The organism is Pseudomonas sp. 5Vm1k (genome assembly GCF_056161485.1).
This window is the reverse complement of sequence record NZ_JBSPCZ010000011.1, coordinates 164,940-182,761: the sequence shown is the minus strand read 5'-3', so window position 1 is coordinate 182,761 and position 17,822 is coordinate 164,940. Positions and strand designations below refer to the sequence as shown.

20 protein-coding genes and 1 pseudogene are annotated in these 17,822 nt (G+C 60.8%); 8 read left to right on the top strand and 13 right to left on the bottom strand.

Translation table 11 applies throughout. The features are described from left to right. Positions 1-38 precede the first annotated feature (38 nt). Both ACWIKB_RS21805 and ACWIKB_RS21800 read right to left on the bottom strand, forming a co-directional pair. The gene (locus ACWIKB_RS21805; protein WP_475269324.1) at positions 39-893 is read right to left on the bottom strand and encodes an ABC transporter substrate-binding protein; all 855 of its coding nucleotides are present in this window, start codon (positions 891-893) and stop codon (positions 39-41) included. A 549-nt stretch (positions 894-1,442) separates the two neighbouring features. Further along, on the bottom strand, positions 1,443-2,165 hold the full coding sequence (locus tag ACWIKB_RS21800) for a hypothetical protein (protein ID WP_475269323.1): 723 nt from the start codon (positions 2,163-2,165) through the stop codon (positions 1,443-1,445). Positions 2,166-2,351: 186 nt separating this feature from the next. On the opposite strand from ACWIKB_RS21800, the gene msrA reads away from it, so the two are divergent. Further along, on the top strand, positions 2,352-2,858 hold the full coding sequence (gene msrA / locus ACWIKB_RS21795) for a peptide-methionine (S)-S-oxide reductase MsrA (RefSeq protein WP_475269321.1): 507 nt from the start codon (positions 2,352-2,354) through the stop codon (positions 2,856-2,858). A 52-nt stretch (positions 2,859-2,910) separates the two neighbouring features. On the opposite strand, the gene ACWIKB_RS21790 is transcribed toward msrA, so the two are convergent. The 6 genes from ACWIKB_RS21790 to ACWIKB_RS21765 all read right to left on the bottom strand — a co-directional run bounded on the left by ACWIKB_RS21790 (position 2,911) and on the right by ACWIKB_RS21765 (position 8,666). After that, positions 2,911-4,233 (bottom strand): purine-cytosine permease family protein, encoded by a 1,323-nt coding sequence (locus ACWIKB_RS21790; RefSeq protein ID WP_475269320.1) that lies wholly within the window; start codon positions 4,231-4,233, stop codon positions 2,911-2,913. A 111-nt stretch (positions 4,234-4,344) separates the two neighbouring features. After that, entirely contained in the window at positions 4,345-5,319 is a 975-nt protein-coding gene (locus tag ACWIKB_RS21785) for a 5-oxoprolinase subunit C family protein (protein WP_475269319.1), read from the bottom strand. Then, positions 5,316-6,188: a 5-oxoprolinase subunit B family protein gene (locus ACWIKB_RS21780; RefSeq protein ID WP_288111577.1), complete on the bottom strand. Its 873-nt coding sequence runs from the start codon at positions 6,186-6,188 to the stop codon at positions 5,316-5,318. The genes ACWIKB_RS21785 and ACWIKB_RS21780 overlap by 4 nt, the downstream gene beginning before the upstream one ends. Continuing rightward, positions 6,185-7,558 carry an acetyl-CoA carboxylase biotin carboxylase subunit gene (locus ACWIKB_RS21775; RefSeq protein ID WP_475269318.1) on the bottom strand — a complete coding sequence of 458 codons (1,374 nt, stop codon included), beginning with the start codon at positions 7,556-7,558 and terminating at the stop codon, positions 6,185-6,187. The genes ACWIKB_RS21780 and ACWIKB_RS21775 overlap by 4 nt, the downstream gene beginning before the upstream one ends. A gap of 10 nt (positions 7,559-7,568) precedes the next feature. After that, a complete protein-coding gene (locus ACWIKB_RS21770; protein ID WP_475269317.1) occupies positions 7,569-7,814 on the bottom strand; it encodes an acetyl-CoA carboxylase in 246 nt (81 codons plus the stop codon). 93 nt (positions 7,815-7,907) lie between these two features. Continuing rightward, on the bottom strand, positions 7,908-8,666 hold the full coding sequence (locus ACWIKB_RS21765) for a 5-oxoprolinase subunit PxpA (protein WP_475269316.1): 759 nt from the start codon (positions 8,664-8,666) through the stop codon (positions 7,908-7,910). Positions 8,667-8,791: 125 nt separating this feature from the next. On the opposite strand from ACWIKB_RS21765, the gene ACWIKB_RS21760 reads away from it, so the two are divergent. Further along, positions 8,792-9,709: a LysR family transcriptional regulator gene (locus ACWIKB_RS21760; protein ID WP_475269315.1), complete on the top strand. Its 918-nt coding sequence runs from the start codon at positions 8,792-8,794 to the stop codon at positions 9,707-9,709. 73 nt (positions 9,710-9,782) lie between these two features. Here ACWIKB_RS21760 and ACWIKB_RS21755 read toward each other — a convergent pair whose 3' ends face one another. Both ACWIKB_RS21755 and ACWIKB_RS21750 read right to left on the bottom strand, forming a co-directional pair. Beyond that, the gene (locus ACWIKB_RS21755) at positions 9,783-10,556 is read right to left on the bottom strand and encodes a nuclease-related domain-containing protein (protein WP_475269313.1); all 774 of its coding nucleotides are present in this window, start codon (positions 10,554-10,556) and stop codon (positions 9,783-9,785) included. 94 nt (positions 10,557-10,650) lie between these two features. Beyond that, complete coding sequence (locus ACWIKB_RS21750; protein ID WP_054048905.1) at positions 10,651-11,031, bottom strand: RidA family protein; 381 nt, start codon at positions 11,029-11,031, stop codon at positions 10,651-10,653. A gap of 224 nt (positions 11,032-11,255) precedes the next feature. On the opposite strand from ACWIKB_RS21750, the gene ACWIKB_RS21745 reads away from it, so the two are divergent. The 4 genes from ACWIKB_RS21745 (at position 11,256) to ACWIKB_RS21730 (ending at position 13,185) form a co-directional block, all read left to right on the top strand. Then, the gene (locus ACWIKB_RS21745; protein ID WP_475269311.1) at positions 11,256-11,708 is read left to right on the top strand and encodes an Ohr family peroxiredoxin; all 453 of its coding nucleotides are present in this window, start codon (positions 11,256-11,258) and stop codon (positions 11,706-11,708) included. A gap of 105 nt (positions 11,709-11,813) precedes the next feature. After that, positions 11,814-12,266 carry an Ohr family peroxiredoxin gene (locus ACWIKB_RS21740; protein ID WP_475269310.1) on the top strand — a complete coding sequence of 151 codons (453 nt, stop codon included), beginning with the start codon at positions 11,814-11,816 and terminating at the stop codon, positions 12,264-12,266. Between the two features lie 149 nt (positions 12,267-12,415). Further along, positions 12,416-12,874, top strand: coding sequence for a MarR family winged helix-turn-helix transcriptional regulator (locus ACWIKB_RS21735; RefSeq protein ID WP_475269309.1), 459 nt, complete (start codon positions 12,416-12,418; stop codon positions 12,872-12,874). Next, positions 12,871-13,185: a DUF7693 family protein gene (locus ACWIKB_RS21730; protein WP_475269308.1), complete on the top strand. Its 315-nt coding sequence runs from the start codon at positions 12,871-12,873 to the stop codon at positions 13,183-13,185. Before ACWIKB_RS21735 ends, ACWIKB_RS21730 begins: the two co-directional genes overlap by 4 nt. Positions 13,186-13,221: 36 nt before the next feature. On the opposite strand, the pseudogene ACWIKB_RS21725 reads toward ACWIKB_RS21730, so the two are convergent. Both ACWIKB_RS21725 and ACWIKB_RS21720 read right to left on the bottom strand, forming a co-directional pair. Then, a pseudogene (locus ACWIKB_RS21725) lies at positions 13,222-13,340 on the bottom strand (PAAR domain-containing protein); the annotation flags it as partial. Beyond that, positions 13,341-13,574 (bottom strand): RHS domain-containing protein, encoded by a 234-nt coding sequence (locus tag ACWIKB_RS21720; RefSeq protein ID WP_475269307.1) that lies wholly within the window; start codon positions 13,572-13,574, stop codon positions 13,341-13,343. A gap of 297 nt (positions 13,575-13,871) precedes the next feature. Between ACWIKB_RS21720 and ACWIKB_RS21715 the strand changes: the two genes are divergently transcribed. Beyond that, positions 13,872-14,732, top strand: a complete 861-nt coding sequence (locus ACWIKB_RS21715) for a CAP domain-containing protein (RefSeq protein ID WP_475269306.1) — start codon at positions 13,872-13,874, stop codon at positions 14,730-14,732. A gap of 115 nt (positions 14,733-14,847) precedes the next feature. Continuing rightward, positions 14,848-16,227: an MFS transporter gene (locus ACWIKB_RS21710; RefSeq protein WP_475269305.1), complete on the top strand. Its 1,380-nt coding sequence runs from the start codon at positions 14,848-14,850 to the stop codon at positions 16,225-16,227. 137 nt (positions 16,228-16,364) lie between these two features. Here ACWIKB_RS21710 and ACWIKB_RS21705 read toward each other — a convergent pair whose 3' ends face one another. After that, entirely contained in the window at positions 16,365-17,405 is a 1,041-nt protein-coding gene (locus ACWIKB_RS21705) for an ABC transporter substrate-binding protein (RefSeq protein WP_475269304.1), read from the bottom strand. Positions 17,406-17,822 lie beyond the last annotated feature (417 nt).

The following is a 17,822-nucleotide window of genomic DNA, read 5'->3' as shown; positions in this document are numbered from 1 at the left end:
CAGCCTGGAAAGAATCGATGAATCGGCTACCGGATACCTCAGGGTGCAGAGGTGCCCAGCGCCGCGTTGATTTCTTCGGCATTCGGTTCGTCCAGGTTGTAACGGGCGAGCAATTCACCGTAGCTGCCGTTCTGTTTGATCTGGCCGAGTGCGGTGGTCAGCTCGCCCAATAGCGCCTGGTTGCCTTTGCGCACGGCCAGGCCGATGACCACCGGGTAGATCAGTTCGTTGGAGCTGATCACCGTTTTGCCCTGCAGTTTTTGCACGGTGATCTTGGCGACGGCGGGATCTTCCATTTGCACGTCAACGGCCTTGGCCAGCAGGGCCTGGGCCGCTTCCGGCGAGGTCGGGAACTCTCGGGATTCGATCGCCGGTTTGCCCGAGGCCAGGCAGTAGTCGGTGGACACTTTGTTGAGTTTGGGCACCCAGGACGCGCCCTTGATCGAGCCCACGCGCTTGCCGCACAGGTCTTCCGGGCGCTGGGGCCGGAAGTCGCTGGCCGTGAGCACCATCAGCGAAGAACCAGTCTTCAGGTAGCTGAGAAAATCCACCTGCTTTGCGCGCTCCGGGGTGACATACAGCGCCGACGCCACCAGGTCGAAACGCTGGGCATTGACGCCCAGTATCAGGTTGGCAAACCGCGTATCGAGAAAGCGCGGCGCCAGCCCCAGCTGCTTGCCGATCAACTGCATGAAGTCAGGGTCGAAGCCGGCAGGCTGCTTTTGCTCCAGATAGGTGTAGGGCGGATAGGTCAGGTCGGAGCCAATCGACAACTCTCCCTGCTTGAGCGTGCCTACCACCTCTGCGGCAGACAGTAGCGGTGCCACACAAGCCAGGGCGACCATCAGCGCCAGGTTGCGCGTGGTTTTGCTGCCGGTCAGACCTTTTTGCATGTTCGTATCCTCGGTTGGAATGCAGTAGGGAAATGACGATTGTTCAACAATCGTCTAATCACACTATTGCGTTTACCGTGCCAACTCAGGAATTCAGGGTCTGATTGAAAGATTTTTGTCTGAGAAATGTCTTCAGGGACAGGCATGCACGCCGAAACGGTGCGATTCGTTACCGAACGCCACGCCGTGGAGCAAAAAATGGTGTTTTTTAATGCGGGTGAAAAACGCGCTGTTACCCATAGCGTGCTGCGCCCTGGAAGACTGCCGTCACCACAAAATAACCACCGATGGTCACCGGTCCGGGCCAGTCGTTATTGGCGATCTATACTCTTTAGTTCGATCTCTGTGTGTGATGCAACATGTCGACACCCGTGCGCAGCACAGCGCGCCCGTGCCAATTGCCAACGTAACCAGCCAAGAGTCCGTGCGCCGCGTCGCCCAACCTAAAACGACCGGCCATGCTCAATGATTTTTGGCTGATGGGTTATGGAGAACATCATGAAATATAAGCTTGTTTCAGGCGTTGTATTGGCGCTCGCGGCAACCATGTTAGTGCCCGGAGCCTGGGCTGCACAGGCACGTGCCTTGGCGGCGGATGGGGCTGATCATGTGGGTGCGGGGTCGGTCGCGGCGGATGGCGCGGACCGTGTCGGAGCAGGTGCGGTTGCGGCTGATGGCTCCGATCGTGTTGGCGCGGGGTCGGTCGCGGCTGATGGCTCGGATCGTGTCGGCGCGGGTGCGGTCGCGGCGGACGGCTCCGATCACGTAGGTGCCGGCGCAGTCGCAGCAGATGGCTCCGATCATGTGGGTGCAGGTGCAGTCGCAGCAGACGGCTCCGATCATGTCGGTGCCGGCGCAGTCGCAGCAGACGGCGCAGATCATGTCGGTGCCGGCGCAGTCGCGGCAGACGGCGCAGATCATGTCGGTGCTGGCGCAGTTGCGGCGGACGGCTCCGATCGTGTCGGTGCCGGAACGGTCGCAGCAGATGGCTCGGATCGGGTGGGTGCCGGCGCAGTTGCGGCAGACGGCGCGGATCGTGTCGGCGCTGGTGCAGTCGCAGCAGATGGCTCCGATCATGTGGGTGCCGGCGCAGTCGCGGCGGATGGCTCCGATCATGTCGGTGCTAGCGCAGTTGCGGCGGACGGCTCCGATCACGTAGGTGCCGGCGCAGTCGCAGCAGACGGCTCCGATCACGTAGGTGCCGGCGCAGTCGCGGCAGACGGCGCAGATCATGTTGGTGCAGGCGCAGTCGCAGCAGACGGCTCCGATCATGTCGGTGCCGGCGCAGTCGCGGCAGACGGCGCAGATCACGTCAGCGCTGCTCGTCTTGCGTATTCGCGCAGTGGAATCGGTTCGGATCGCGTAGCATCCTCGCTCATGGACGGCAGTTACTCCGACCAGTTCAACAGCCCGATCACCAATCAGTAACGCGCACTTCACTGAGGGGAATGACTGTCTATGACGACGCAAACCGAAACCGCCATCCTGGCCGGTGGCTGCTTCTGGGGCATGCAGGATCTGTTGCGACGCTACCCCGGCGTCCTGTCCACGCGGGTGGGTTATTCCGGAGGCGAGGTACCGAATGCGACCTATCGCAACCACGGTAACCACGCCGAAGCGATCGAGATCGTGTTCGACCCGGAACAGATCAGCTACCGCCAGATTCTTGAGTTTTTCTTCCAGATCCATGACCCGACGACCAAGAATCGCCAGGGCAATGATGTCGGCGCCAGCTACCGTTCTGCCCTCTTCTACCTCAGCGATGAGCAGAAACAGGTCGCCGAAGACACCGTGGCCGACGTCGAGGCTTCCGGCCTCTGGCCTGGCAAGGTGGTCACCGAAATCACCCCGGCCGGGCCGTTCTGGGAGGCGGAACCGGAACACCAGGACTACCTCGAACGCCTGCCCGATGGCTACACCTGCCACTTCATCCGTCCAGGCTGGAAACTGCCCCGGCGCGGGTAATTGCTGAAAAGAGGCGGCTCCAATGAGCCGCCTCTTTTCTGTGCGCCGGCCCCTACTCCGCCAGTTGCAACCGTACCCGGCTTCGGCGGGACAAACCTGCCTGCAAGGCAAACGCAACGATCACGGTCGATGGCGCAGAAAAACTGCTCAGGCCGCCGCCGGAAAACATCAATGCCAGCCCCAAAGCGGTGGCACCAAACCACGCCGTCAAACCCACCGGATTAAACGCAGCCACCCGTTCGAGCGCCGCCACTTCACTGCGACCGTAAAGTATCTGCGCCAACGCCACACCCACCCAGGCCACCACGAAAATCCCCTGATAGGCCAACGCCTTGAGGATGTAGGCAAACACGTCCGCGAGCATCAGCCCATACACGATCACCCCGACTGCCAGCGCCCATATCAGGTACGAACCACGCACACCAAAGCGTGCAAAGAACGCCTGCATATTCAGCGTCGCCAAGTAGTAATTGGCGGTGTTGATGCGGGTCTGCGTGGCCCAGACAAACAGCAATCCCCACAAGCCCATCAACTGCAAAATCGCCATTACCACCGAGACTTCATTCAGCGCGCCTTCGTGGGGAATGCTGCTGACCAGATAGATCCCCGCCGCGCCATTGAGCAGGAACGTCACCGCGTAAAACGGCATGCCGAAGTTCCAGCGACCGTGATACTCGGCATCTTTAGGCTTGCCGAAACGCGCATAGTCGAAGGTGAACAGCATCAACACCCAAACGCCCATGTAGGCCACAAAGCAGTCCCACCAGCCGAAAGCGCTGGGCGTTGCCGGGCCGAAATCCAGCCATTGCGGCTGATAGCCATAACGACTGATCGACAGCCCCACCGCCACCAGCAAGCCGCCCAGGTACACCGGCAGCAACACGCCGTTGAGCTTGTCCAGCCAGTGCTGCACGCTGCCCAGAATCATCGGCACGCTGTACAGCACCACGATGAGTGCGGCCAGTGGATAGACCAGCTCCGGGTACAAGTGATTGAGCGCCACGGCAATGACCGAACCTTCGAACACCGCGTAATAGATCGCGGTCGAGAAGAAGATCAACGTCGCCAGGCACGCGCCGGTGCTGCCGAACAACAACCGTGAAAACAACGCCACCGACAAGCCGCTGCGGATCGCGAAGCGGCTGAGCACGCTGTTGACCAGACCGTAGCTGATCACCGACAGGACCATGCCGATCAGTGCGTTGCGAGCACCGAACGACAACGCCAGGGAAGCGCCCACCACGATGTAGAACATCGCACTGCACACCGCCCACCAAGCCATGGTCAGAGACAGTCGGCCCATGCGCGCTTCGGTTGGAACGGGATGGTTGGCCGGGTCTTGCCCGGTTTGACTCGATTGCGATAAAGCAGCCATATGCGTGAACTCCAGAACCAGTCAAAGGTTGAAGCGCGGGCAGCCGTCACCGCACCGAAGTGCGGCGCTGGCTTACCGTTTGGCATGGCCCGCGCGATGCGGCGGGCAGAATCAGGAAGGGAACAGCTTGCTCAGGCAGCTGAGTTTTTTCTTATAGGAGCGTCGCGCTTCCAGCGCCTCTTCGAGGGTGACCGCCACAAAGCGGGCCTTCTGGTTGGGTTGCATCTGGCCGATCAAATCGAGGTCGGCGCTGATCACCGTGCCGATCATCGCGTAGCCACCGCCGGACACCGCATCGCGGTGCAGCACGATAGGTTCGAGCCCGGCCGGGACCTGGATCGAGCCGATCGGGTAGCAACTGTCGACAATGTTCGACGGATCGGAACCGGCGCCGAATGGCTGCTCACGGGGTTGAAAACTCAGTGCGCTGCCGCCCTTGAAGCGATAGCCGATACGGTCCGCTTCCGAACCGACGGTCCAGGGTTCGGCAAAGAAACTGCGAGCCGCCGATTCGGTCAAGCGGTGGTAATACAGCCCCGGCACTACCCGCAGGGTGATTTCGCCACCCAGCGACTGCCGCAACGCCATGGGCAAACTGGCCCCGGCGCGGCTCTTGCCGCTGGCAATGCCCACCGGCAATTCGTCACCAGCCACCAGCCTGCGCCCCTGAAAACCGCCGAGCGCGCCCAGCGCGTAAGTGGAACGACTGCCGAGCACCACCGGCACATCAATGCCACCGGCCACCGCCACATAGGCGCGAGCCCCTGCCTTGGGAAAATCAAAGCGCAGCACCTGCCCGGCCTGCACCGTGAACGCAGTGTCATGGTGCATTTCCACGCCATCGACCCGTGGCGTCATGTGCGCGCCACAGACCGCCACCAGCGCATCCTGCTGAAATTCCAGCTCCGGACCGAGCAGCGTGCATTCCAGCGCCGCCGCCCCTGCCGGGTTGCCGACCAGTTGATTGGCCGCGCTCAAAGCATATTGATCAAGCGCGCCGGAAGGCGGAATGCCCAAGTGGTAATACCCTTCACGCCCCAGGTCCTGTACCGAAGTGGCGAGACCGGGTTTGAGTACCTTGATCATGCCAACACCTCCTGCAACGACTTGGGATAGCCAACGGGATCGGCCAGAAACGCGTCCAGCGAAAATTCCACCGGGCGAATCCGCAGATCAAAGCGCCCTGCTTCCACTTCGGCCACTGCGTGGTCATAGGCTTCACGGTCCATCGGTTTGAACTGCACGATGTCGCCCGGACGGAAAAACACCATGTGTTCTTTCAGGTACGCGAGGTTCTGTTGCGGGTCGTAAATCGGCGCGGGCGTGACGCCAAACATCTGATAACCACCAGCACCGCGCACCGAGTAGATGCAGCCAAAGCAACCGCCATGACCCAGGGTCAATTTCGGTGTGTCGGTGCGTGGGCGAAGGTACTTGGGCACCTGCAACTGACGCTCACGCTCGACCATCTGGAACATGAACGGCAACCCGGCGACGAAACCGACCATTGAGACAAACCATGGCGCGCCACTGTGGGCAGCGATGAACGCCTCGACATCCGCCAGGCCGTTGATCCGCGCGGCGTATTCCAGATCCGTGGCGCTCGGGTCCTGATGACGGTCGCGAAAACGCATCAGGGTTTCGTGGGTCCAGGGGTCGTTGTAGAGCACCGGAATCTCGATGATCCGCGTCTGCAAAGTGCGCTCGGCGACTGCTCCGACCTCGGCGATTTTTACCGCTTCGAGCAAGGTGTGAGGGGCGATGCGATCCGGGTCGAAACGAATCTGGAATGAGGCGTTGGCCAGGCATATGTCGAGCACGCCATCCAGCGCCAGCCGCTCCACGGCTCGGGTAACGGCCAGGCCCTTGAAGAACGCGTCCAGGGACATGCTGTCGCTGACTTCGGCAAACAAATGCTCATCGGCGCCAAAGCTGTAGCGGATTGGCGTGCTCATGCTTCACCTCCGCTGCGGCGTTCGGCCAGCCAGGTTTCCAGGGTGCCAGTGTGGAAGTCGGCACTGTGCAGCCACGGTTGCTCCAGCAGCTCGCCGTGCAGCGCCAAAGTGCTGGCCATGCCGACAAGCGTGGTCTGTTCCACCGCAACCCGCGCCCGGGCCAAAGCTTCGGCACGATCAGCGCCATGCACAATCAGCTTGGCCAGCAGCGAATCATAGTACGGCGGCACGCGGTAGCCTTGATACAGATGCGTATCGACGCGAATGCCTTCACCTTGTGGCCAGATCAGTTCCTCGACCAGGCCCGGGCTGGGGAAGAAATCCCGTGCCGGGTCTTCGGCGTTCAAACGCATTTGCAACGCGGCGCCGTTGAGTCGGATATCGCTCTGTTTGAAACCCAACGGCTCGCCGCCCGCAATGCGCAACATGGCCTGGACCAGGTCGATACCGGTGATCAGTTCGCTGACCGGATGCTCCACCTGAATCCGCGTGTTCATCTCGATAAAGAAGAACTCGCCGGTAGCGTCGTCATACAGGTATTCCAGGGTTCCTGCGCCCTTGTAGCCAAGGGCTTCGGTCAGGCGCACGGCGCTGGTGCAGAGTGTTTCCCGCTGCTGCCGGCTGAGGACTGGCGACGGTGCTTCTTCGAAAATTTTCTGCCGGCGACGTTGCAGCGAGCACTCGCGTTCGAACAAATGCACGGCATGCTGACCGTCACCCAACACCTGCACTTCAATGTGCCGGGCCTTGCTGATAAACCGCTCCAGGTACACCGCACCATTGCCGAACGCCGCCTGGGCTTCGCGTTGAGAACGGGGAAACTCTTCAGTCAGTTGCTGGGCGTTTTCCGCCAGTCGAATGCCGCGCCCGCCGCCACCGGCCGAGGCTTTGATCAACAGTGGAAAGCCAACGGTTTCGGCTGCCTTGAGCGCAGACTCGACGTCGAACAGCTCACCGGGTGAACCCGGCACCACCGGTACGCCTGCCGCTTGCGCAGTACGCCGGGCCTCGGCTTTATCACCCATGCGCCGGATCGTATCTGGGCTGGGGCCGACGAAAATGGCACCGGCGGCGATGACCGCTTCGGCGAAATCCGCATTTTCGGAGAGGAAGCCATAGCCAGGGTGTACCGCGTTGGCGTCAGTGGCTTTCAAGGCGCCAAGCAACGCTTCGACGTTGAGGTAACTTTTATCGGCGCGGGCCGGGCCGAGGATGTGCACCTCATCAGCCATGCGCGCGGCCTGGGAGTCGACGTCCGCTTCGCTGCACGCAGCCACGGTGGGAATTCCCAGCTCTTTGGCTGCACGAATAATCCGCACGGCAATCTCGCCCCGATTGGCGATCAGTAATTTACGAATACCTTGAGTCATGATCGCGCCCTCACTCCTCGTCGAGTGTTGCGATGACCTGACCCGGCTCCACCGGATCACCGTCTTCCACCAGAAATGCGCCAAGGCGACCGGCCGTCCCGGCGGTCAGTTCGGAAAACTGCTTCATGACTTCGATCAGGCCAATGACCGTGTCGGCGCCGACGTGCGCGCCGACCTCGACGAAATTCGCCGATTCAGGGGTGGCTTTGCGGTAGAAGGTCCCGGGTAACGGGGTGATGACAGTGTGTTCGGCCATGTCTGTTCCTCTTGGAATAGTTGTAGAAAGGCAGGCAAAAATGAATCGGTGTGCAAACCCTGGCGTCTGTGTGCCCGGTGTTCTGGTGTGGTATCAGCGGGGTGCGCGCACCTTGATCCCGGCGCTATCGAGCGCACTGCGCGTGGCTTCGACCAACGCCAGGGCCCCCGGGGTATCGCTGTGCAAACAGATGGAGTCGAATTCGATGGCCAGGTCTTCACCCTCGACCGTGCGCACGACGCCTTCCTGGCAGGCGCGCAACACTCGCGCGGCCACCTGCGCCGGGTCGTAAGCGCGCACGTTGCGGGTGAAGACGATGGAGCCGCTGAGGTCGTATTCACGGTCGGCGTAGAACTCGCGGATCACCGGTTGGCCGAGTTCTTTGGCAACGCGCCAGATCACTGAGTCGGGCATGCAATACAGCAGCAGTTCAGGCTCCAGACGCTGAAGGTTTTCCACCAGAAGACGGGCCGCCTCCTCATCACGGGCCAGGTGCATGTAGAGCGCGCCGTGGGGCTTGATGTGTTGCAGCGCCACGCCCTGAACCCTGGCGAGTTCACGCAGTGCACCCAGCTGATACAGCATGTCGTCGACCAGTTCCTGGGCCGGTGCATTGATGTGCCGGCGGCCAAAACCGACCAGGTCGCGAAACCCTGGATGCGCGCCGATGGCCACGCCCAGGCGCTTCGCCTGCTCGACGGTACGGCGCATGGTGCTGGGATCGCCAGCATGAAAACCGGTGGCGATATTGGCCGAACTGATAAAGGCCATCAGCTCATTGTCGACGCCATCGCCGATGGTCCATGGACCAAAACCTTCGCCCATGTCCGAGTTGAAATCTACTGCCTGCATGACGCTTGCTCCCGACGCTTGTGACTTCATGCAGGCCACGTTAGATTCCCCTTTACCCCTTGGGAAGATCTATTAACAGATAAGGTATCTTCTGAAAAACAGATACCTCATTGTCCGGAGTGCTCATGTCCTTGACCTTGCGCCAAGTCCGCTATTTCGTCGCCACCGCCGAGATCGGGCAAATCTCCCAAGCGGCGATCCACTTGAATATTTCCCAGTCCGCGGTGACCACGGCGATCAAGGAACTGGAGGCGATTCTCGGCACGCTGTTGTTCCAGCGCTCGGCTCAGGGCATGAGCCTGACCGATGCCGGGCGGCACTTTCTCAATCGGGCCTACGTGATTTTGCGCAGCGTCGATGACGCACTGAACAGCCCGTTGCCTGACATCCGCGCCAGTGGTCTGTTACGCCTGGCCGCGAGCTATACGGTGATCGGCTACTTCCTGCCGCACCATCTGCAACGACTGGAACACTGGCATCCGGATGTGGCCATCGAAGTTCACGAACAGGAAAGGACGGCCATCGAACAAGGCTTGCTGGAAGGTCGATTCGACATGGCGGTGGTGCTCACCGCGAACCTCACTCACCCGGACATCGTTTCGGAAATTCTCTTCAACTCCGAACGCCGGTTATGGCTGCCCAGTCATCATCCGCTGTGCGAACGTTCAGCCGTCAGCCTCGCCGATGTCGCGAAGGAACCTTACATCCTGCTGACCGTGGACGAAGCCGAACAAAGCGCCATGCGCTACTGGGAAAACGCACACCAACAGCCAAACGTGCGGGTGCGCACCAGTTCCGTCGAAGCGGTGCGCAGCATGGTCGCCAATGGCAGCGGCGTGGCGATTCTTTCGGACCTGGTGCACCGCCCCTGGTCGCTGGAAGGCAAACGCATCGAAACCCTGACCGTCACCGACAAGGTGACGCCCATGAGCGTCGGCCTGGCGTGGCATCGCGAGCGCGAATTCAGCCCGGCGATGCAGGCGTTTCGTAACTACTTCCACGATGCTTTTTTGGCGCCGCAGCAGCTTTCTGCGCGGCGTTGAATGTGACGCAAGTTGTGCCTGTTTTTTGTGCGCTGATGATGTGGGCTTGGGGTCGACAACCCCGGCAACCCGGCTAGCCAATCGGCTGCATCGTCCGACACTTGGGAAACGTGCTGCACCCCCAAAACTGTTGGCCCATTTTAGGGCCGCTTTTGAATGTACGAACCACCAGCTCACTGCCGCAGCGCGGGCATTGGCGCAACGCCGATGGATCGCTGCGCTGCTTGAGACGTTGCACATGCTCACGCTGGGTCGCGAACGTCGGTGCTCGGCGGCCGGTTTGCAAGGCCTGCAACATCACGGTCACCTGCGCCTCGCTGAACACCGGTTGCTGGAAGGATTTGATGTAGCGAATGAAGCGCATGCCTTGGATAACATTGGCGGGCATTTCGGTCTTGAAGGTGCTGCCGCCAACGAAAGCAATGACCGAATGCAGATGCTCGGGCCCAACACCCAACGCGACTTCCAATGCCTTCAAGTGCTTGTAGTTCTGCCGCATCGGGTTTTGGAATTTGGAACGCCGTTTGTAAATTTGTTGCGTCCACTGCGCCTGATGTTCACCGCCGAAGATCCAGCCGCGCATGTTCTTGGTCTCCAGCACGAAGATGCCGAAGGGCGACAAGAACACATGATCGATCTGGGTGGTGCCGTCCGGGGTGTCCAGCGTCACGTTATGCAGGCGCCGATAGACGTGACGATCCAACCGATAGTGTGCGAAAAAACCTACTAGCCGCTCACCGAACCAGCCCTTGAACCGTCGCGTTTTCAGCAGCGACGCCAACAGCAGCAGCGGGAGTAGCCATATCAGCTTGTCGAATAACGGTTGCAAGATAGCGAGCGTGTTCACATGCAGTCCTTTGCGGTGTGGGGGATGACGCTCGTTGTCTTATCCGGCGGCAATCACTCGCGCAGCGCCGCCGGATAACACAACAGACTCAGACTCAGCCCTTCGCCGCCATCGCCGTGACTTCCACACGCATGCCTTCCACCGCCAAAGCAGCCACGCCGACCGCGGCGCGAACCGGCCAGGGCTTGGCGAAGAAGCGCTGATACACCTCGTTGAACGCGGCGCGGTCGGCCATGTCGGTGAGGTAGATGGTCAGGTGCAAGACCCGATCCATAGAACTTCCGGCACCCTCCAGCGCCACTTTCAGCGCCTGCAAGGTGCATTCACTCTGCTCGACAATCCCGCCCAGCTCCAGGCTGCCGTCGGCACGCGTGGGGATCTGCGTGGAAACCAGCAGGCCGCCGAAACCGGCGACGTCGGAGGAAATGGAGTCCGCGTCTGGGTCGGGGATGAAGGTGATGTCTTGGTTTGCCATTGAGGATCTCTTGAAAGTGGGTCGTGTATCGGGCGGCCAGTTTACAGCGCCATCGTCGGGCTGTTCGAGCATTGATCCGGAAACGCCGATTTACCGCTCGTCGGCGAGGCCCCAAATTCCCTGTTGACACACCTCTGCATCTGGAGGAATATTATTCCATCGGATGCGATATAAACGCACACGATAACAAAATCACCCCTAATGCAATTTTGAGGATTCATCCCATGAGCAAGATCGAAAAAGTCCTGGCCAGCGGCAAAACCCACACCACCCTGAGCAGCGCTGGCACCACCGCCCGTGGCCATAACGGCAGCGTCGACATCCAGCTCTCTTCGCCCGGCAGTACCCAACCGGCCCACGTGTTCACTGCCATCCAACCGCACCCGACCGCCGAGCAACTGTTCTCCGGCGCCTGGTCTGCCTGCTTCATCGCCGCTGTCGGCCTCGCCGCCAAGCAACTGAATGTCGAGTTGCCGGCCGATCACGCTGTCGACATCGAAGTCGATCTGGGCCAGACCGGCCAGGCCTACTTCCTCCAGGCTCGCTTGACCCTGCGCGTGCCAGGTTTGTCAGAAGACACCGCCAACGCACTGGTGCACGCCGCCGACAGCATCTGCCCGTACTCGAAAGCGATCAAAGGCAACATCGACGTAGCCCTGAACGTACTCACGGCGTGATGCCTTGAGCAGCTTGGATAACAACTGACATCTTAAAAGCTCCCTATATGTCGCATGCGATACAAGCGCATGCGAACACAACCACCGAGACGTTGAGAACTCACCATGAGCAAGATTGAAAAAGTACTGGCCACCGGCAAAACCCACACCACCCTGAGCAGCGCTGGCAGCACCGCCCGTGGCCATAACGGCAACGTCGACATCCAGCTCTCGTCGCCCGGCAACGCGAAACCGGCACACGTGTTCGCAGGCACTCAACCGCACCCGGCCGCCGAGCAACTGTTCGCCGGCGCGTGGTCAGCCTGCTACACCGCTGCCGTCGGCCTGGTGGCTGGTGAAATGAATGTGGTGTTGCCGTCGGACTTCTCCGTGGATATCGAAGTCGACCTGGGTCAGACCGGCCCGGCCTACTTCCTCCAGGCGCGGTTGACGCTGCGGGTGCCAGGCCTGGCACACGACGTGGCAACAACACTGGCGCACACCGCCGACCAAATCTGCCCGTACTCGAAAGCAACGCGAGGCAACATCGACGTGGCCCTGAACGTTCTCACCGCGTAATACCTCGTGTGGCCGGTTCGACGCTGCCCTGCTCGTCGAACCGATCGCCCACCGCTGACGTTCGCGCTAAATTTGAGCATTTCCGACACCATCGCACACGATGTATATTTCACGCATTCAAGCCATAAAACTGGCCAAAGAGGATGCACATGGAACCCACCGACAAATTTAACCCCGCCGATCTGAAACTCTCCGACTTCCTGTGTTTCGCGGTCTATTCCACCAACCTGGCGTTCGGCAAAGCCTACAAACCGGTGCTCGAACGAGTCGGGCTGACCTACACGCAATACATCACTATTGTTGCGCTGTGGGAGGCAGACAATCAGACCGTCGGCAGCCTCGGTGAAAAGCTGTTTCTGGAATCGAACACCCTCACCCCCATCCTGAAGAAGCTCGAAGCCATGGGCTACCTCCAGCGCCAACGCGATCCCGAGGACGAGCGCCAAGTGCGGATCAACCTGACGCAGGCCGGTCACGATTTACGCAAGGACCAGCCGCAATTGGGCGCCGATACCACGGGCCTGACGCAGGACGAGTTCACGCAATTGCAGAAAGCGATCGTGCGGTTGCGCAGCAATGTCATCAAATCGACGAAAGACGGGGAATGACCACTCACCACCCTGCCCTGACCGCCCGCGAGGTCTGTCAGGTATTGCGCGATGCCGCCCTGGGCATTCGCCCTCTGCTGCGCCTCGACGCACCCGGTGCGACTGGCCACATGAACATCGATATCGAGGGTTGGCGCCTGACCCTCGACCTTGATGGTAACCATCTGCGGCACTGCCAAAGCTGCAAGACCCCGGACGGTCGCGAGGGTGTGCTCGATACCTGGCAACGTTACGGCACCGACCCGGTGAGTTTGCTCAGTACTTGGGAGTTGGCGCAAATTGAGCGGTTGTTGATCGAGGCTCGAGACTGAACAGCCGATGCGGGGCGAGTTTTCAGGTGGTGGGTATCAGTTGATGACAGCTTCTTTCGGGCCGCTTGCAATCAAGCTGGCGCCGCAGGCGGTTTTCATATTCCCTTGCATAGCGGACAGCTGACTTTATGGCCAACGCCGGCCATTGATTTACCTTAAGGTCGGCGCTGCTCTGTCACCTGCCCCCACGCCTTGTACTGTGCGGTCAAGGCCATGTTGCCTTGTGGATCGGTCAGCTCCTGCGGTGTGCCCAGGTGATCGCACTGATACCAGGCCAGCGCATCAAACGCTGAGGCCGTGGCCTTGTGATTCCACAACGGATCGTCGTCGAGGCTGTACTCGCCGCTGTGATCCGGTTGGCCCAGCAGATTGATCGGTGCGTGGCGCACGGCTTGGGCGACCGGGACGAAGCAGCCGGGTTCGAAGAGGTAGTGAACGGTGCAGCCGGGGGCACCATCGGTTTGCGCACTTGGCTGTAAGCCTTTAACGGCGTGGCTTACAGCGAATTATCCGAAGAGAAATCCAATACAAGTGCGCAACTTTTTGCGCACTTCCAAAAAAACAATCACGCCATGAACCAGATTCAAAACCCGCAGTCTTAGACCTGCCCTGAAATGTGCTCGCCCACCCAGGTGGCAAGCGCAGCCTCAGTCCCATGGTCGTATTTCCTCAGAGCCGTTCGCCCCATGCGCCACCCCTTCGTGTCCTTTCGCGTTGTTTCGCTCGGCCTTGTTTCATTGTTTCCCCTGTTCGCGCTGCCCGCCCATGCCAGTGAAGAACGGCAACTGGTGTCGGACATCAACGACTTCCGCGCCCACCCCCGTCGCTGTTCGATACGTCCGGTCCAAGCCTTGAAGCCCCTGGCGCTGAAGTCGAACCTGGCCTTGCCGGTCGGTTATGGCGGTGCGTTGCGCGAAGGGTTGAAGCAGAACGGTTATCAAGCGGTGACCGTGCGGACCATCCGCCTGGTCGGCGCGCAAGATGCCGAAGACGCCTTCGACATGCTGCAGAACAACTACTGCGGCGCGCTGCTCGATGCGCAGTACGCCGACATCGGCATCAGTCGCGCCCGCAGCGAATGGCAAGTGGTACTGGCGCGGCCGGTGCTCGACAGTCAGATGAGCGACAGCCGAGCAGCGAGCAAAACGTTGCTGGCCGAGGTCAACGCGGCACGGGCGAGACCACGCATGTGTGGTCGTCAGCGCTTCGCCGCCGCTCGGCCACTGAGCTGGAATGCCGCGCTGGGTGCCGCCGCACAGGGCCACAGCAAGGCCATGGCCTACGGCAATTACTTCGCGCATCAGGACCCGGACGGCGAAATGCCCGCAGACCGTGCCAGGGCCGCCGGCTACCGTGGCCGGCAGATTGGCGAGAACATCGCCGCCGGCCAGGGCTCACCAAGCAAGGCGATGGCCGGCTGGCTCGCCAGCCCCGGACACTGCGCCAACCTGATGAACCCGATGTTCACCCAGGTCGGCGCAGCCTTTGCCACGGATGCGCGCAGCGACGAGGGCGTTTACTGGACGATGCTGTTCGGGGCCAAGTAAGTGAGGGTCGCGGACCGTCTACCGATTTAGGTAGAGTGAGGCCCTTGCGCAACGCCTGCACACGGGGAATCAGCATGATCAGTCTTTCAGTCCTTGTCCTGGGCGGTCGCAACGGATGACTCAACCCGCCTCCCAACTGCCCACCGTCGCATCCGGCAAACTCACCCCCCGCGAACTGCGCGGGCTGGTGGCGATTCTGGTGTCGATTGCCCTGGCGGTACTCGACACCGCCATCGCCAACACGGCGCTGCCCACCATTGCGGCGGACCTTAACGCCTCCCCCGCCGCGTCGGTCTGGATCATCAACGCCTATCAACTGGCGGCCGTGGCCACGTTACTGCCGTTTGCCGCGCTGGGCGGGATCATCGGGCACCGCAAAGTGTTCCTCGGCGGCATCATCCTGTTCGTGGTGGCGTCGGGGTTGTGTGCGCTGGCGTGGTCGCTGCCGACCCTGACCGTGGCCCGCGTCCTCCAAGGCGTCGGGGCCAGTGCGATCATGAGCGTGAATGCCGCGTTGATCGGTATGATCTTCCCGCCGGAACGCATGGGCCGCGGCCTTGGGTTGAACGCGCTGGTGGTCGGCACCTGCTTCGCCGCCGGCCCGACTATCGCCTCGCTGGTGCTGTCGGTGGCCAATTGGCCCTGGCTGTTTGCGATCAACCTGCCCCTGGGTTTGTTCGCCCTGACCTTCGCCTGGAGTTCCTTGCCGGCCAGCCAACCCAAAGCCGTAGTGTTTGACCGGTTGACCGCCGTGCTCAATGTCATCACTTTCGGTGCGCTGATTTTCGCGCTGAGCCAGGCCGCACAGTTGGGCTCGATGAGCAGCGTGTTGATCGCCCTGGCGGTGTTCCTGGTCGCAGGCGCTTTTATGCTGCGCCGCGAAGCCGGGCATCCGGCGCCGATGTTCCCCCTCGACCTGCTCAAGCGCCCGATGTTTGCCCTCTCCACGCTCACTGCGTTCTGTTCCTTCGCTACGCAAGGCCTGGCGTTCGTCTCGTTGCCCTTCTTCTTCGAAACGACCCTGGGACGCGACCCGATCCAGACCGGTTTTCTGATGACGCCATGGTCCATCGTCGTAGCGCTCATCGCGCCCTTTGCCGGGCGTCTGTCCGACACCTATCCGCCCGGTCTGCTGGGAGGGATTGGCTTAGCCATTCTCAGCGCGGGCATGGTGTCCCTGGCGATCATGCCGAGTGATCCGAGCGCCATCGGGATCGTGATTCGCATGATCATCTGTGGCATCGGCTTCGGATTCTTCCAGGCCCCCAACCAGAAAGCCCTAATGACCAGCGCGCCCAGGGAACGCAGCAGCGGCGCCAGCGGCACCATCGCCATGGCCCGACTGATCGGCCAGGCGACTGGCGCGGCGTTGGTGGCGTTGAGCTTCGGGATGTCAGGCACCCATGGCCCGGTGTTGGCGCTGAGCATTGGTGCGGGATTTGCGGCGGTGGGTAGTGTGGCGAGTGCGTTGCGGTTGGTGGCGCGTCAGGCATAACACTGAACCTGTGGCGAGGGGGTTTACCCCCGTTGGACTGCGCAGCAGTCCCCTTAAAAGCGGGGGCCGCTTCGCGACCCAACGGGGGTAAACCCCCTCGCCACAGTAAGTTTGCTCGCCATAGGTTAACGACGGAGTTAACGAGCCGCCCACGCATTAAAGCGCTCTTCCAGCTCCTCGCCATGATCCACCCAGAATTCCGCATCCACCGCCCGGGCCTTGGCCATGTTGGCGTCAGCCGTCGGTAATTGCTGCTGCACTTGCTGAGGCAGCAGTGCCAGCGCCTGGCGGTGAACCGGGCCGTAAGGGATGTTTTCCGAGAACACTTTCTGGGTCTGCGGCTGGCTGGCAAACGCGATGAATCGTTCGGCCAGGGCCTTGTTCGGCGTGCCTTTGACCACGGCCCAGTATTCCGGGTCGTAGAGGCTTTGCGGCCAGACGATGCTCAGGTTCATGCCCTCTTTCTGCGCCGAGGCGATGCGGCCGTTGTAGGCGGCGCTCATCACCACGTCACCGGCAATCAGCCACTGCGCCGGTTGAGCGCCAGCCTCCCACCACTGGATGTTCGACTTGATCTTGTCGAGCTTGGCAAAGGCGCGGCTCACACCTTCGGGCGTGTTCAGCACTTTGTAGAGTTGATCCGGCGCGACGCCATCGGCCAGCAGGGCGATTTCCAGGGTGTACTTCGCGCCTTTGCGCAGGCCGCGCTTGCCCGGGAAGTCGTTGACGTTCCAGAAATCCGCCCACGAGGACGGCGTCTTGGTCAGCTTGTTCTGGTCGAACGCCATGACCATCGACCAGACGTAAGTGGCCACGCCGCATTCGGTAAACGTCCCCGGCACGAACTGGCTCTGGTCGCCAAAACTGGCCGGGTCGAGCTTCTCGAATAAACCGGCATCACAGCCCCGCAACAGCTCCGGACTTTCGACCTCGACCACGTCCCAACTGGTATGGCCGACATCGACCATCGCCTTGATTTTCGACAACTCGCCATTGTATTCACCGGCGACGATGCGTCCGGCACCGCTGGCGTTGAAGGGTTGGAAGTAGGCCTTGTCCTGGGCCTGCTTGGTGACGCCGCCAAATGAAATGACGGTCAAATCCTGCGGCGCGGCGAACACGCCAGTGCACAACAGGGCCAGGGAAAAAGGGATACATGTACGTAAGGTTAAAGACATGGAACGCTCCCGCAGCTGTTTTTTTAAAATTAGGGTAAAGCCGGGCAGTGCTGGCCAGAGACCAATAACAGTTCCATCGTGCTGGCCTCATGGGACCTACATCGTTATGAGCAACGGCCTTCATCCGGGAGAGCCGAACCACGCTGGGTGTGGCTCGATAGTGCGACATCCCTCTGCAGAGGAAAATTATTAAAAATATGCTGAGGAGCGATAAAAAAGCTCGTTAGCGGGTGATCCGACTGACGGTATTCAGCACCTCCTCATTCGGCTGAAACCCTCAGGCAAGACGCCTGCGAACAATAGGCCACGAATCAATCGAGGCTTTTTTTACGCCCCATTTTGACATGTTTATTTTCACTGTATTGATTTATGAAATTTTACGTGTCATTTATAGCCACACCAAAACCACCCGAACCG

What these genes read in the sequence shown, in the direction of transcription:
- ACWIKB_RS21805 (WP_475269324.1), bottom strand. Translation starts at nt 893, where the DNA reads ATGCAAAAAGGTCTGACCGGCAGCAAAACCACGCGCAACCTGGCGCTG.
- ACWIKB_RS21800 (WP_475269323.1), bottom strand. Translation starts at nt 2,165, where the DNA reads ATGATCGGAGCCGTCTGCTGCGACTGCGCCTGCACCAACATGATCTGC.
- msrA (WP_475269321.1), top strand. Translation starts at nt 2,352, where the DNA reads ATGACGACGCAAACCGAAACCGCCATCCTGGCCGGTGGCTGCTTCTGG.
- ACWIKB_RS21790 (WP_475269320.1), bottom strand. Translation starts at nt 4,233, where the DNA reads ATGGCTGCTTTATCGCAATCGAGTCAAACCGGGCAAGACCCGGCCAAC.
- ACWIKB_RS21785 (WP_475269319.1), bottom strand. Translation starts at nt 5,319, where the DNA reads ATGATCAAGGTACTCAAACCCGGTCTCGCCACTTCGGTACAGGACCTG.
- ACWIKB_RS21780 (WP_288111577.1), bottom strand. Translation starts at nt 6,188, where the DNA reads ATGAGCACGCCAATCCGCTACAGCTTTGGCGCCGATGAGCATTTGTTT.
- ACWIKB_RS21775 (WP_475269318.1), bottom strand. Translation starts at nt 7,558, where the DNA reads ATGACTCAAGGTATTCGTAAATTACTGATCGCCAATCGGGGCGAGATT.
- ACWIKB_RS21770 (WP_475269317.1), bottom strand. Translation starts at nt 7,814, where the DNA reads ATGGCCGAACACACTGTCATCACCCCGTTACCCGGGACCTTCTACCGC.
- ACWIKB_RS21765 (WP_475269316.1), bottom strand. Translation starts at nt 8,666, where the DNA reads ATGCAGGCAGTAGATTTCAACTCGGACATGGGCGAAGGTTTTGGTCCA.
- ACWIKB_RS21760 (WP_475269315.1), top strand. Translation starts at nt 8,792, where the DNA reads ATGTCCTTGACCTTGCGCCAAGTCCGCTATTTCGTCGCCACCGCCGAG.
- ACWIKB_RS21750 (WP_054048905.1), bottom strand. Translation starts at nt 11,031, where the DNA reads ATGGCAAACCAAGACATCACCTTCATCCCCGACCCAGACGCGGACTCC.
- ACWIKB_RS21745 (WP_475269311.1), top strand. Translation starts at nt 11,256, where the DNA reads ATGAGCAAGATCGAAAAAGTCCTGGCCAGCGGCAAAACCCACACCACC.
- ACWIKB_RS21740 (WP_475269310.1), top strand. Translation starts at nt 11,814, where the DNA reads ATGAGCAAGATTGAAAAAGTACTGGCCACCGGCAAAACCCACACCACC.
- ACWIKB_RS21735 (WP_475269309.1), top strand. Translation starts at nt 12,416, where the DNA reads ATGGAACCCACCGACAAATTTAACCCCGCCGATCTGAAACTCTCCGAC.
- ACWIKB_RS21730 (WP_475269308.1), top strand. Translation starts at nt 12,871, where the DNA reads ATGACCACTCACCACCCTGCCCTGACCGCCCGCGAGGTCTGTCAGGTA.
- ACWIKB_RS21715 (WP_475269306.1), top strand. Translation starts at nt 13,872, where the DNA reads ATGCGCCACCCCTTCGTGTCCTTTCGCGTTGTTTCGCTCGGCCTTGTT.
- ACWIKB_RS21710 (WP_475269305.1), top strand. Translation starts at nt 14,848, where the DNA reads ATGACTCAACCCGCCTCCCAACTGCCCACCGTCGCATCCGGCAAACTC.
- ACWIKB_RS21705 (WP_475269304.1), bottom strand. Translation starts at nt 17,405, where the DNA reads ATGTCTTTAACCTTACGTACATGTATCCCTTTTTCCCTGGCCCTGTTG.